General features: G+C 66.8%; 13 protein-coding genes. 11 read left to right on the forward strand and 2 right to left on the reverse strand.

Annotated features, from left to right (window positions below; genetic code table 11):
* Window positions 1–6: 6 nt before the first annotated feature.
* The 11 genes from ACXPWS_RS08480 to ACXPWS_RS08530 all read left to right on the forward strand — a co-directional run bounded on the left by ACXPWS_RS08480 (window position 7) and on the right by ACXPWS_RS08530 (window position 11,747).
* A complete protein-coding gene (locus tag ACXPWS_RS08480) occupies window positions 7–993 on the forward strand; it encodes a cyclase family protein (RefSeq protein WP_458712017.1) in 987 nt (328 codons plus the stop codon).
* Complete coding sequence (locus tag ACXPWS_RS08485) at window positions 990–1,820, forward strand: alpha/beta fold hydrolase (RefSeq protein WP_458712018.1); 831 nt, start codon at window positions 990–992, stop codon at window positions 1,818–1,820. Before ACXPWS_RS08480 ends, ACXPWS_RS08485 begins: the two co-directional genes overlap by 4 nt.
* Window positions 1,813–2,619, forward strand: a complete 807-nt coding sequence (locus tag ACXPWS_RS08490; protein ID WP_458712019.1) for an SDR family NAD(P)-dependent oxidoreductase — start codon at window positions 1,813–1,815, stop codon at window positions 2,617–2,619. The genes ACXPWS_RS08485 and ACXPWS_RS08490 overlap by 8 nt, the downstream gene beginning before the upstream one ends.
* 84 nt (window positions 2,620–2,703) lie before the next feature.
* A complete protein-coding gene (locus ACXPWS_RS08495) occupies window positions 2,704–3,369 on the forward strand; it encodes a TetR family transcriptional regulator (protein ID WP_458712020.1) in 666 nt (221 codons plus the stop codon).
* A complete protein-coding gene (locus tag ACXPWS_RS08500; RefSeq protein WP_458712021.1) occupies window positions 3,366–3,560 on the forward strand; it encodes a ferredoxin in 195 nt (64 codons plus the stop codon). Before ACXPWS_RS08495 ends, ACXPWS_RS08500 begins: the two co-directional genes overlap by 4 nt.
* Window position 3,561: 1 nt before the next feature.
* The gene (locus tag ACXPWS_RS08505) at window positions 3,562–4,779 is read left to right on the forward strand and encodes a cytochrome P450 (protein ID WP_458712022.1); all 1,218 of its coding nucleotides are present in this window, start codon (window positions 3,562–3,564) and stop codon (window positions 4,777–4,779) included.
* A 25-nt stretch (window positions 4,780–4,804) separates the two neighbouring features.
* On the forward strand, window positions 4,805–6,001 hold the full coding sequence (locus ACXPWS_RS08510) for an amidohydrolase family protein (RefSeq protein WP_458712023.1): 1,197 nt from the start codon (window positions 4,805–4,807) through the stop codon (window positions 5,999–6,001).
* Complete coding sequence (locus ACXPWS_RS08515) at window positions 5,998–7,269, forward strand: M24 family metallopeptidase (RefSeq protein ID WP_458712024.1); 1,272 nt, start codon at window positions 5,998–6,000, stop codon at window positions 7,267–7,269. Before ACXPWS_RS08510 ends, ACXPWS_RS08515 begins: the two co-directional genes overlap by 4 nt.
* Complete coding sequence (locus ACXPWS_RS08520) at window positions 7,259–8,392, forward strand: M24 family metallopeptidase (protein ID WP_458712025.1); 1,134 nt, start codon at window positions 7,259–7,261, stop codon at window positions 8,390–8,392. Before ACXPWS_RS08515 ends, ACXPWS_RS08520 begins: the two co-directional genes overlap by 11 nt.
* Window positions 8,385–9,344 (forward strand): enoyl-CoA hydratase/isomerase family protein, encoded by a 960-nt coding sequence (locus tag ACXPWS_RS08525; RefSeq protein ID WP_458712026.1) that lies wholly within the window; start codon window positions 8,385–8,387, stop codon window positions 9,342–9,344. The genes ACXPWS_RS08520 and ACXPWS_RS08525 overlap by 8 nt, the downstream gene beginning before the upstream one ends.
* 9 nt (window positions 9,345–9,353) lie before the next feature.
* Window positions 9,354–11,747, forward strand: coding sequence for a CaiB/BaiF CoA transferase family protein (locus ACXPWS_RS08530; RefSeq protein ID WP_458712027.1), 2,394 nt, complete (start codon window positions 9,354–9,356; stop codon window positions 11,745–11,747).
* Window positions 11,748–11,821: 74 nt separating this feature from the next.
* Here the strand turns inward: ACXPWS_RS08530 and ACXPWS_RS08535 are convergent, their stop codons facing one another.
* Together ACXPWS_RS08535 and ACXPWS_RS08540 are read right to left on the reverse strand one after the other, a co-directional pair.
* A complete protein-coding gene (locus ACXPWS_RS08535) occupies window positions 11,822–12,892 on the reverse strand; it encodes an NAD-dependent epimerase/dehydratase family protein (protein ID WP_458712028.1) in 1,071 nt (356 codons plus the stop codon).
* A gap of 4 nt (window positions 12,893–12,896) precedes the next feature.
* Window positions 12,897–13,742, reverse strand: coding sequence for a mycofactocin-coupled SDR family oxidoreductase (locus ACXPWS_RS08540; RefSeq protein WP_458712029.1), 846 nt, complete (start codon window positions 13,740–13,742; stop codon window positions 12,897–12,899).
* Between the last annotated feature and the right edge of the window lie 66 nt (window positions 13,743–13,808).

Raw genomic sequence — 13,808 nt, forward strand, 5'->3', positions numbered from 1 at the left:
TCGACGATGAAAGACTTTCGCCGGGTTGCAGACGATGTGCGCAACTGGGGCCGCTGGGGCGACGACGACGAACTCGGCACGCTCAATCTCATCACCGCAGACAAGGTCGCCGAGGCCGCGGCCCTGGTGAAGCGCGGCGCGGTGATATCCCTGGGCGGTGATTTCGGTTCCAACGGGCCACAAGGTGCGTTCAAGTTCCGCTTCAACCCTATCCACGTGATGACCGTCGACGGCGGCGATGCCGAGACCCTGGTCCGGTACGCCCCGGAATGGGCACGCAAATCCGTTGCGCAGGAGCTCAGTTCGTTCTTCGTCGACAACATCTTCCGGTTCAACGACGACATGATCACCATGTCGCTGCAGGCCGCCACCCAGTGGGACGCGCTGTCACACGTCTATTACGAGGACAAGCTGTACAACGGGTTCCCCGCGGATTCGGTGACGAGTTTCGGGGCCTACCGCTGCGGTATCGAAAAGGTGGCGGACAAGGGCATCGTGTCGCGCGGCGTGCTGCTCGACGTCGTCGCCCACCGGGGCGAAGAGGTGTTCTGTGCGCCCGGGCGGCCCATCACCGCGACCGAGCTCGACGACATCGCGGCCGCGCAGGGCGTGGCGATCGGTCCCGGGGACATCGTGGTGGTGCACACCGGCTGGTGGACGCGGTTCCTGAGCACCGGCGACGGTCACGAGGCGGGATCGGGCCTGCACTGGACGTGCGCCTCGTGGTTGCACGACCACCAGATCGCCGCGGTTGCGTCGGACAATCTGATGGTCGAGGACCCGGATCCGGCCAACGGAGTGGAGGGCACGTTCCTGCCGATGCACATGCTCTGCCTGCGCGATATGGGGCTGATGCTCGGCGAGTACTGGGACCTGACCGCGCTGGTGGCGGATTGCCGCGCCGACGGCGTCTACGAGTTCCAGCTCATCGCGCCGCCGCTGAAGGTCGTCGGCGCCGTGGGGGCGCCCGTCAGCCCGATTGCGATCAAATGACCTTCACACGCAACACCATCGAGGTCGACGGATTGCTGACCGGCTATCTGGAGGCCGGCGCAGGCGATCCGGTGCTGCTGCTGCATGGCGGCGAGTTCGGTGCGAGCGCCGAGATCGGTTGGGAACGCATCATCGGCACGCTGGCGCAGCAGTACCGAGTGTTGGCCCCGGACATGCTCGGCTTCGGCGAGTCGGCCAAGGTCATCGATTTCAATGACGGCCGCGGCATGCGCATCCGGCATATCGCCCGGTTTTGTCAGGTGCTGGGCATCGAATCCGCGCACTTCGTCGGCAACTCGATGGGCGCGATCAACCTGTTCGTCGACACCACCTCGGAGGCGCCCGTGCTGCCGGTGCGCAGCCTGGTGGCCATCTGCGGCGGCGGCGACATCGTGCGCAACGAGCACAGCGGTGCGTTGTACGACTATGACGCCACCGTGGCGGCGATGCGCCGGATCGTGACCGCGCTGTTCTTCGACCCGTCCTATCCGGCCGATGAGGCCTATGTGCAGCGCCGGTACCAAGCGAGCATCGCGCCGGGTGCGTGGGAATCGTTGGCCGCGGCGCGCTTTCGCCGCCCAGGACTGCAGCCGCCGTCGACGCCGTCGTCCACGCGAGCCTATGGCCGGATCTCGGTGCCGGTGCTCGTCGTCGAGGGAGCCGGTGACAAACTGCTGCCTCCCGGCTGGGCAGCCGATATCGCCGCACAGATTCCGGACGGTCGCTCGGCCGTGGTGGCCGGCGCCGGGCACTGTCCGCAGATCGAACAGCCCGATGCGCTCACCGGGCTGTTGCTGAACTTTCTGAAAGAGGTTGCAGATGTCTGACGAGCTCGACGGCAAGGTCGCCGTCATCACCGGTGGTGCGGGCGGACTGGGCGCCGGACTGGTCCGGCGGTTCGCTGCCGAGGGCGCCAAGGTGGTGTTCGGCGATGTCGATGAGCGCGGTGGCAAGGAACTGGCCGCCGAACTGGGTCCAGGGACGGAGTTCCTGCGCACCGACGTCAGCGATCTCGAACAGATCGGTGCCCTGGTCGGCACCGCCGTCGAGAAGTTCGGCGGCCTGCACGTCATGGTCAACAACGCCGGAGTCTCGGGCACCATGCATCGGCGCTTCCTCGATGACGACCTCGCCGACTTCGACGCCGTGATGCGGGTCAACGTGCGCGCCGTGATGGCCGGAACCCGCGACGCGGCGCGGCAGATGGCCGACCACGGTGGTGGCTCGATCATCAACCTGACCTCCATCGGCGGCATCCAGGCCGGCGGGGGAGTGCAGACCTACCGGGCGTCCAAGGCCGCGGTCATCCAGTTCACCAAGTCGGCAGCAATTGAACTGGCGCATCACGAGATTCGGGTGAACGCCATCGCGCCGGGCAACATCCGCACCGCCATCGTGCGCAAGTCGGCCGCCGGGGAGGACCGGGAGCAGCTCGAGCAGTTCGAGGCCAAGATCCGCGCCCAGATGCGCGCGGACCGGCCACTCAAGCGCGAGGGCACCGTCGACGACGTCGCCGAGGCCGCGTTGTATCTGGCCACCGACAGGTCGCGGTACGTCACCGGCACCATCCTGCCGATCGACGGCGGCACGGTGGCGGGCAAGGTCATGGTGCGCAAGGAGAAATAGCCGGGTGCGAGCGGCAGGCCGACCCGGCACCTTCATTTAAATCAACTGCTTGACTTAATTACAGGAGGGGCGTTGACTGTAACGGTGACAGCGGCGAGATCCCTGCGTACCGAACGTGCCAGTGGCACCCGAGAAGCGATTCTGGTGGCCGCCGAACGGCTGTACGCCGAGCACGGCGTGTTCGCCGTTTCCAACCGGCAGGTCAGCGAGGCCGCCGGACAAGGCAACAACGCCGCGGTCGGCTACCACTTCGGCACCAAGACCGACCTGGTCCGCGCCATCGAGCACAAGCACCGTCAGCCGATCGAGTTGCTGCGGGAAACGATGATCGAAGCCGTGGCAGGTTCGCGCGAACTGCGCGACTGGGTGGCCTGTCTGGTCTGCCCGCTCACCGATCATCTCGCCGAACTCGGCACCCCGACGTGGTACGCGCGGTTCGCCGCCCAGGCCATGACCGATCCCGAATACCACACCATCGTCGTCAAAGACGCGCTGAGCTCGCCCTCGCTGGTGCAGGTCATCGACCGGATCAACCGGTGCCTGCCCGACCTGCCCGCCGAAGTCCGGTTCGAGCGCAACATCATGGCCCGCAATCTGCTCATGCACAGCTGCGCCGACCGGGAGCGTGCGCTCGCGACCGGGACCGCGGCCGTGGCCGGGCGGTCCTGGAGTGCTGCCGGCGCCGGCCTGATCGACGCCATCGTCGGGTTGTGGCGGGCGCCCGTCACCGCGAGCGGAGACGTCGCGTGAAAATCTCGGTAGACCAGGACAAATGCGTCTCGTCCGGACAGTGCGTCCTGAACGCGACGGACCTGTTCGACCAGCGCGACGACGACGGTGTCGTCGAGTTGCTCGAATCCGAGCCCAGCCCAGACCAATTCGACAACGCCCGCCGCGCCGCGGCAGCCTGCCCGGCCCTGGCCATCGACATCGAGGAATGACATGTCCGAAACGCTCACCGAAGTCGACATCCCCGAGTACCCGATGGAGCGGGACGCGCGCTGCCCGTTCGCGCCACCACCACCGATGCTCGGAAACCCCAAAGGCTTTTTCCGCGTGAAGATCTGGAACGGCAGCACGCCGTGGTTGATCACCGGGCACGAGGAAGCGCGCACCCTGTTCTCCGACGCGCGCGTCAGCGTCGACGACCGGATCTCGGGTTTCCCGCACTGGAACGAGCACATGCTCTCCACGGTCGACAAACGACCGCGCTCGGTGTTCACCTCCGACGCCGAGGAGCACACCCGGTTCCGCCGGATGCTGTCCAAGCCATTCACCTTCCGGCGCGTCGAGGGCCTGCGCCCGGCGATCCAGAAGATCACCGATGAGTGCATCGACGCGGTGCTTGCCGGTCCGCGGCCCGCCGACCTCGTCGCCAACCTCGCCCTGCCGGTCCCGACCGTGGTGATCAGCGAAATGCTGGGCGTCCCATACGAAGACCATGAGTTCTTCCAGGAGCATGCCAACGCCGGCCTGGCTCGCTACGCCGCCGCGGACGCCATGCAAAAGGGTGCGATGAGCCTGCACCAGTACCTGATCGACCTCATCGAGAAGAAGCAGGCCAATCCGTCCGAGGACGCGGTGTCGGATCTGGCCGAACGGGTGACCGCCGGTGAGATCAGCGTCAAGGAGGCCGCACAGCTGGGCACCGGCCTACTGATCGCGGGACACGAAACCACCGCCAACATGATCGGCATCGGCATCCTCGCCCTGCTGGAGAATCCGGAACAGGCCGATTTCCTGCGCACCGCCGACGATCCGAAGGTGATCGCCAACGCGGTCGAGGAACTGATGCGCTACCTGTCCATCATCCAGAACGGCCAGCGCCGGGTTGCTCTCGCGGACATCGAAATCGGCGGCGAGACCATCCGGGCCGGCGAAGGCATCATCATCGATCTGGCGCCGGCCAACTGGGATGCCAGGGCCTATCCCGAACCCGACAAGCTGGACTTCGGCCGGGACGCCGGACAGCAACTGGGCTTCGGCTACGGCCGCCACCAGTGCGTCGGCCAGCAGCTGGCCCGCGCCGAACTGCAGATCGTCTTCCACACCCTGCTGCGCCGGATCCCGACGCTGCGTCTGGCCATCCCGCTGGAGAAGGTGCCGTTCAAACACGACCGTCTGGCCTACGGCGTGTACGAACTTCCCGTTACGTGGTAGCCCACAGCCCCGATTGGAGAATCACATGTCTGCTCTGACGACCCTCTACCCGCCGGAAGGCTTTGGCGCACCGAAGAACCGCAAAGGTCACGCCGCTGCGGACGCGAGGAGCAATTCGGTCGCAGGTGATCTCGGACTGCCGGCCGGCACCGAGGTCTTCTCGGCCGACAACCACATCTCGGTCGCCGACGACATCTTCTACGAACGGTTCCCCGACGACCTGAAAGGCGCCGCGCCGCGCATCTGGTACGAGGACGGCGCCTACATGGTCGGCATGAAAGGCAAAGCCTGGACCGGTGGGGACTTCGGCCGCGTCCTGATGCAGTACGACGATCTGGCCGGTGCGGCCACCAACAACATCGACGCCCGGATCCGTGAACTGCGCGAGGACGGCATCGACCGGGAGCTGGCCTTCCCCAACGCGGTGCTGGCCCTGTTCCACTACCCGGACAAGGGCATCCGGGAGCGGGTGTTCCGCATCTACAACGAGGTGATGGCCGAGCTGCAGGAGAGCAGCAACGGCCATTTCTACGGCGTCGGGCTGATCAACTGGTGGGATCCGTCGGGAACCCGTAGCACGCTGGAGCAGCTGAAGTCACTGGGACTCAAGACGTTCCTGCTGCCGCTGAATCCCGGTAAGGACGACGAGGGCAACATCTACGACTACGGCAGCACCGAGATGGACGCGGTATGGGACGAGATCGAGGCCGCCGGCCTGCCGGTCAGTCACCACATCGGCGAGACGCCGCCGAAGACCCCGTGCCAGAACAACAGCGTCGTCGTCGGCATGATGGTCAACGTCGACTCGTTCCGCGAACAGTTCGCCAAATACGTGTTCTCCGGCATCTTGGACCGCCACCCATCGTTGCGGATCGGCTGGTTCGAGGGCGGCATCGCGTGGGTGCCCACCGCGTTGCAGGATGCCGAACACATGCTGGCGTCGTATCGGCACATGTTCAATCACGAACTGCGCCACGATATCCGCTACTACTGGGACCATCACATGAGTGCGTCGTTCATGGTCGACCCGCTGGGCCTGCGGCTGATCGACCAGATCGGCGTCGACAACGTGATGTGGTCCAGCGACTACCCGCACAACGAATCCACCTTCGGATACTCGGAGAAGTCGCTGGCGACGGTGGTAGAGGCGGTCGGCCCCGAGAACGCCGTCAAGATCGTCAGCACCAACATCCAGAAGTTCCTGGGGCTGGCAACGGCATGACCACCTCGACACGGTCCGGCGTCACTCAGATCGCGCGGACCGGTTACACGTGGCTCGACATCCCCGCCGAGCCGGATCTGGCGCGGCTGCGCCGCGAGGTGGGGGCCCGGCTGCACGCCGCGATGGTCGATCAGGGCGTGGACGCGTTGGTGTTGCTGGGCAACAGCAACGTCATGTACGCCACCGGTATCAGCTGGCCGCTGGCGGATGCGGGCCTGTCCCATGTGGAACGACCGGTCGCGGTGATTCTGGCCGACGATGAGCACCCGCATCTGTTCCTCCCGTTCCGGGAGGGCTCGGCGATGGAATCCGATCTGCCGGATGACCATCTGCACGGGCCCGTCTACCTCGAATTCGACGAGGGTGTCGCCCAATTCGCGAGGACGCTGGCCGGATTGGTGCCGTCCGGCGCGACCATCGGTGTCGACGAGTTGACCGGGGCGATGCGCCGGGCAGGAACCGCGCTGTTCCCCGGCGCGGCGCCGGGGGATGCCGCTCCGGTGATCGGCGCGGCCAAACTGGTCAAGACGATCGACCAGATCGCCTGTATCCGGCGCGCGTGCCAGATCACCGAGCAGGCCGTCGCCGAGATACAGCGGTCGTTGGCGCCGGGAGCGCGGCAGATCGACTTGTCCGCCGAATTCGTGCGCCGCACTTTCGAACTCGGCGCCACGACCAACATGTTCGACTCGATCTGGCAGGTTATGCCCGCGTCGAAGGCCGAGGGCACCTGGACCACCACCGGTGATCTGGCCCTGCCGTTGTTGACCACCGAGCGTGAGGTCGCTGCGGGCGACGTGCTGTGGACCGACGTGTCCATCGCGTATCACGGCTACTGCTCCGACCACGGCCGGACGTGGATCGTCGGCCAGGACCCGACCCCCGCTCAGCAGGCACAGTTCGACAAATGGCGCCAGATCGTGGACGGCGTGCTGGCGGTGACCAAGGCCGGCGCCACGTGCGGCGACCTCGGGCGCGCGGCGACGGCGGCCGCCGGTGGTCAGAAGCCGTGGTTGCCGCATTTCTACCTGGGCCACGGTATCGGTACGAGTGCGGCCGAGATGCCGATGATCGGCACCGATCTCGGCCAGGAATGGGATGACAATTTCGTCTTTCCGGCCGGCATGTTGCTGGTGTTCGAACCGGTGGTGTGGGAGGACGGCACCGGAGGCTACCGCGGCGAGGAGATCGTGGTGGTCACCGACGGTGGCTGGATGCCGCTGACGTCCTATCCGTACGACCCGTATGAGGTGTTCAGTGGGAATTGAGATCGAGGCCGACGACCGGGCATTGCGTTTCAGCCGCCGCGAGCGTGCCATCGCGCAGATGGAGGCTCATGACCTCGACGTGCTGGTGCTCGGCAGGCAGGCCAATGTCCGCTATATCAGCGGCGCGCCGCAGCTGTGGGTGGTGGGCACCCGGCCGTTCGGGCCGATCTGCACGTATGTGCGGGCCACCGGCGAGATCCACCTGAACAGCACCTGGGATGAGGGCATTCCCGAGGAGATTCCGCACGCGAATCTGTATGGGCTGGCCTGGAATCCGATGACGCTGATCGGCGTGCTGCGGGATATCGAAGGCACCGATACCGCACGCCGGGTCGGAACCGACGCCCTGACACCGACTTTCGCCAAGTTACTGCCGATGGCCTTCCCGCAGGCCGAATTGGTCGACGGCGAGCCGGCGATGCGGGCCGCGCGACGGGTCAAGACGGCCGAGGAGATCGGGGCGCTGCGCGGCGCGCTCGCGGTCGCCGAAGAGGGTCTGGCCAGGGGTGTTGCCGAGCTCGCGACGGGAACCACCGAGCAGAACCTGGCCGGTGCGGTGTTGCAGGCCGAAGCGGCCGGCGGCGTCAGCACCCCGGCGACGCAGGACGCCGCGTGGATCACCTCCAAGGATCATCCGTGGCGGCGCGCCGCAGGCGACGGCCGGGTCCGCGACGGTGACCTGGTGGCCCTGTCGGCGGGGGTGCTCGCCGACGGCTACGTCGGCGAGGTCGCGCGCACGGTCCACACCGGTGAATCGACGGAAGCCGTTCGATCGCTGTACCGGCGCCGGGACGAACTGTGGGACAGGCTCATTGACGCCTGCCGCCCCGGCAAACCGGCCAGTGCATTGCTGGATGCCTACGAGCGGGCCGGTGAGCGAATTCCGGCGATGCCGGTGGCACACGGCCTCGGGCTGGGATTCGATCCGCCGGTGGTATCGCCGCTTCTGCGTGCCACCGCCGAGTCCGACGTCCTGGAACCCGGGATGGTCCTCGCGGTCACCGGCTACGTCTGGGAACAGGGCGTGGGTGCGGTGTTCACCCGCGACGCCGTGCTCGTCGGCGCCGACGGCCCCGAAGTGTTGACCAAGGCACCTTCCTACAGTGAGGCCGCTCATGCCTGATCGCCCCACTCCCGAGGAGATCATCCTCTACGAGAAGGACCGCAAGACCAAGATCGCGACCATCACGTTCAACCGGCCGGAGTTCCTCAACGCGCCGACCTCGATGGCCAGGTTGCGCTACGCCGACATCCTGCGGGCCGCCAACGCCGACAATGACGTCAAAGTGGTGATCATCCGCGGCGTCGGGGACAACCTGGGAAGCGGCGCGGACCTGCCGGAGTTCATGGAGGGCAACGACAACCCGGCCGCGCGGCTGGCGGAGTTGCGGCTGGAGGACGACGGAGTAGGCGAGGTGAGCTACCCGCCGAAGGGCACCTTCCGCAACGGCGCCACCATCAGTTCCTGGTATGCCAACTCCCAAGCCGGGAATCGGGCGCTGCAGGACTTCAAGAAGATCAGCATCGTCGAGGCCAAGGGTTACTGCTACGGCTGGCACTTCTATCAGTGCGCCGACGCGGATCTGGTGATCTCCAGCGATGACGCCCTGTTCGGTCATCCATCGTTCCGGTACCACGGGTGGGGCCCCAGGATGTGGACATGGGTGCAGATGATGGGGTTGCGCAAGTTCCAGGAGATGGTCTTCACCGGGCGGCCGTTCACCGCCGCGGAGATGTATGACTGCAACTTCCTGAACAAGGTGGTGGCCCGCGACCGGCTGGAGGCCGAAACCGACAAGTACGCACAGGCCTGCGCACGGAACCGTCCGGTGGACACCGTGTTTCAGCAGAAGATGTTCTTCGAGATCTTCAAGCAACAGCAGGGCGAGTACATGGGCAGCTTGCTGAGTGCGTTCTTCGAGTCGATGGGCAACGGAGTGGCCAACGACAGCGACGAGGACATGGACATGTTCTCCTCGATCGATACCGGGCTGTCGGCCGCGGTCAACGACAACGACGGGAAGTTCCCGCCCGAATTCCGGCTGTCCAAGAAGAACCGGGCGAAGCCCGAATAGCGCGGAACCATGAACCCACCACTGACCGGTTACACCGTCGTCGACCTGTCCAGCGGGATTGCCGGCGGATACTGCACCAAGCTGCTCGCAGACGGCGGCGCCGATGTCGTCAAAGTGGAGTCACCCGAGGGTGATCCGTTGCGCGCCTGGTCGGCTTCGGCCGGTGCCGGGGGCGCGCTGTTCGGCTTTCTGGCCGGCGGCAAGCGCAGCGTGTTCGCCGATCCCGATTTGTTGGAACGGCTGGTGGCCTCGGCGGATGCGGTGGTGTGGTCACCGGAATCGGCTGTGGCGCAGTCGGTATCCCCGGCCGAACTGTTCCGGCGCCATCCGCACTTGATCGTCACCGCCATCACCCCGTTCGGTCTGGACGGGCCGTGGAGTGACCGGCCGGCCACCGAGTTCACCTTGCAGGCCTGGTCCGGCGGGGCGATCGGAATCGGCCGGGGCACCCAGGACCGGGCCCCGGTGACGATCGGCGGGCAGGTGGGGGATTGGCTGGCCGGTGCCTACGCGGCCGCGATGACACTGGCGTTCCGGGCGCGCGCACTGCGTGACGGGCACGGCGAGCTCATCGACCTGTCCATGTTGGAAGCCCAGATCCTCTGCCTCACTTACTATCCGGTTACCTTTTTCGAGACGCTCGGCCGGCCGTGGCGTACCGAACGGCGTCCCACCGTGCCCGGCGTGGCGCAGGCCGCCGACGGCTTGGTGGCACTGGGCTGCGGCACCGCCCAACAGTGGTGGGATCTGTGTGCGATGTCCGGTCACGACGACTGGATCGACGAGACGACGCAGCTCACCATCACCGAGCAGGCCACTCTGCACGCCGGCGAACTGTACGCATGGCTGCGCGAGCAGAACGTGGACGACGTCCGAGATCTGGCGTCTGCCTTCCGGATCCCCAATTCACCCGTCGGCAATGGCGGCAACGTCACCGAGATGGATCACTTCGTGCAACGGGGGGCGTTCGTGCGCAACCCGTCGGGCGACTTCGTCCAGCCCGCACACCCGTACCGGTTCACCGGCGCGGCCCTGCGCGCGCCGTCTCCCGCACCACGTTTGGGGGAGCACACCCTGGCGTTGCGGTCGGCCGCGCTGGAGCCCCGACCCGCACCCATCGGGCCGCCGGGCCGGGACCGGCTGCCGTTCAGCGGGCTGCGGGTACTGGACATGACCACGTTCTGGGCCGGCCCGTCGTGCACGCATGCACTGGGCATGCTGGGCGCCGACGTCATCCATCTGGAATCGACATCGCGGCCGGACGGCACCCGACTGATCGCGGGGATCCCGGCGACGGTGGGGCAGTGGTGGGAACGTTCACCGATCTTCAGCGCGCTGAACACCAACAAGAAGAGCGTCACGGTGGACTTCCAGACCGAGGCGGGCGTGCAGGTGCTGCGCCGGTTGATCGCCGAGAGCGATGTGGTGGTCGAGAACTTCACCCCGCGGGTCATCGACCAGCTGGGGCTGGACTTCGACTCGGTACGGGCGCTGCGCGAGGACATCATCATGGTCCGGATGCCGGGCTTCGGGCTGGACGGTCCGTGGCGGGACAACCCGGCGTTCGCCTACATCATCGAGGACGCCTCCGGGCTGAGCTGGTTGACCGGTTACCCGGACCGCACACCGTTCGAGCCTTATTCGGTCGGTGACCCCAACGCCGGGGTGCATGCGCTCAACGCGGTGATGTTGGCGCTGGAACACCGGCGCACGACGGGGCAGGCGGTGCTGGTCGAAGCGGCGATGGTGGATGCCGCGCTCAACATCGCCGCCGAACAGGTCATCGAACACTCCGCGTACGGGGCGCTGCTGCAGCGTGACGGCAATCGCGGGCCCGCCGCCGCGCCGCAGAACCTCTATCAGAGCGCGGAATTGGACGAGTTCGGCCGGGACGACAGCTGGGTGGCGATCGCCGTGCAGACCGACGCCCAGTGGGACGCGCTGCGTGCCGCCCTCGGCCATCCGGAGTGGTCGGCCGACCCCGCGCTGTCCAGCGCCGACGGGCGCCGTGCCGCCCACGATCTGCTCGACGAGCATCTGGCCGCGTGGTGCCGAGGCCGCACCGGTGACCAGATCGTCGAATCATTGTGGACGGCCGGCGTTCCGGTGGCCAAGGTGATGCAGCCGCACCGCCAGACCGAGTTGGCTCAGCTGCGGCATCGTCGGTTCTTCGAACATGTCGGGCACCCGGTGAACATCGCCGCGCCGCACAGCACCCTGCCGGTCAGGCTGGCCAACGGGCCCGCGGCGTTCCACCGTGCGCCGGCACCGCTGCTCGGTGAACACAACCATGCGGTGCTGAGCGGGCTGGGACTGTCCGACGAGGAGATCGCGACGCTGACCGAGGACGGCGTGATCGGCACCGAACCCGGTAAGGGTGGCCGGCGCAAGGCGGCGCGCTGAGCTATCCGATCCGGTCCCTCAGCGCACCGAATCGGTTGTCTGGCAGATGTTCAGCATACGGGTCGCGCAGTGCGTCACGGCGCGGCGGTGTCCAGCGCGGTGTCGCCCAGCCGTGAACTGAGCACCCGCCACGGCTCGGCATAGACACCCGGCGAGTTGCGGTAGGCACCTTGGCGTTTGACGAACGCACGGGCCAGCGGCGCGATCAGCCGGGCCGGATGGCGTTTCCATCCGGTCTCGGAGCGGATCTCATCGAGCATGGCGGGCCAGGAGTGATGCTGGAACTTCAGCACCTCCTGGGCCCTGGCGGTGTCCATCCAGTCGGTGATGAACCAGTCGTCGTCGCTGTCGGGATTCCCGGGCCGACCGGGCGGTAGCACACCGGGCAGGCCGCGCGCCGCGGCGAGCGACGCGCCGACATCGCCCTGGCGCATCCGGTGCGTGTCGTCGCCGGCGATCAGCAGGATCTCACCTACCGCATCGGCCACGGTGGCGGCGGCGAAAGCGCTTGCCACATCGCGCACGTCCACCATGTGGATGCGGTTGTCGACCGGCAGCGCGCTCTCGAAGTACAGGGCCTCCAGACCCAAGGGCATGGCGAACAGGTCGGTGCTCATCACCCCGCCGAGTCGCAGCACCACCCAATCCAGGGCCGAAGCACGGACGTAGGCCTCGGATTCCAGCTTGTGTCCGCCGTACAGCTCGGTCGGCCGGGGCGGGGTGTCCGCGGTGACCGGATCAGGGTTGCGGTGCGGATTACGGGAGCCGTAGACCGCATTGCTGGACGCTTGAACGAACCGCGGTGGATTCGGCGCTGCGGCGGCAGCATCCACCAGGGTCTTGGTGGCGTCGACATTGACCTTTCGGGCCGGTGCGCGATTGCGGTAGATCGGCGGGACGATCACCGCCGCGAGGTGGATGATCGCTTCGGGGGCGACGTCGGCGACGAGCCGCTGGACGTCCGCAGGCGTGGTCAGGTCGGCCCAGTGCGTTTCCACGCCGATGGGAAGTGCTTGAGCCTTGGCCTGATTCGCGTCGGTCCCGAGATCGGTGGCCACCACCCGGCGACCCTCGGCTGCCAATGCCCGGACCGTGGCCGAACCGACCAGGCCGAACGCCCCCGTGACAAGGACGGTGTCGGACATCGTCCTACTTCAGGCAGCTACCGGCGTCCACCGGCAACGTGACGCCGGTGACGTAACGGGCTTCGTCGGAGGCCAGGAACAGCACGGCATTGCTGATGTCGATGGCGTCCACCCACGGGATCGGCAGTGTGTGGAACAGCTGGCAGATCGGCGCCATGTCGTCGGGGCCCGGATTCTCCAGATCGGGCCGGAACATCTTGAAGGTGCCTTCGTTGTGCAGCATCTGGGTGCTCACATGGGTGGGATGCACCGAGTTGGCCCTGATGTTGTGCTGGCCAAGTTCGACGGCGAAGCCGCGCATCAGACCGACGACGCCGTGCTTGGCGGCGACGTAGTTACCGCAATGTGGATAAGCCTTCAGGCCACCCACCGAACTGGTGAGAATGATGGACCCGCCGCGGCCGCCGGCAATGATGTGCGGCACAGCGGCTTTCACCGACTTCCACACACCGGACAGGTTGATGTCGATCATCTCGTCCCAGTCCAGCTCGCTGGTCTCGTGCAGAACGTCACCACCGTTGCCGATGCCGGCATTGGCAACGACGATGTCGAGCCGGCCCAGCTGTTCGACGCCGCTGTCGACGGCGGCCTTCACGGCGGCGGCATCGCGGACGTCGACCTCGGCGGTCACGATGCGCCGGTTGAGTCCTTTGACCAGATTGGCGGTCTCGGCGAGATCGTCGGGGGTGGAGGCCGGGATGGCCGTCTCCACACCGGGCCGGATCGGGCCGGCGATGTCGATCGCGATGATGTCGGCGCCCTCTTCGGCCAGCCGCACGGCATGGCTGCGGCCCTGTCCGCGTGCGGCTCCGGTGACGAATGCGACCTTGCCCTCTACCCGCCCAGCCATCTGGTCCTCGATTCTGTGCTCGTTTCCGCAAAGCACTCTTTGTGCACTTGCTCAGCACTCTGTCAC

Source organism: Mycobacterium sp. BMJ-28, assembly GCF_054404835.1.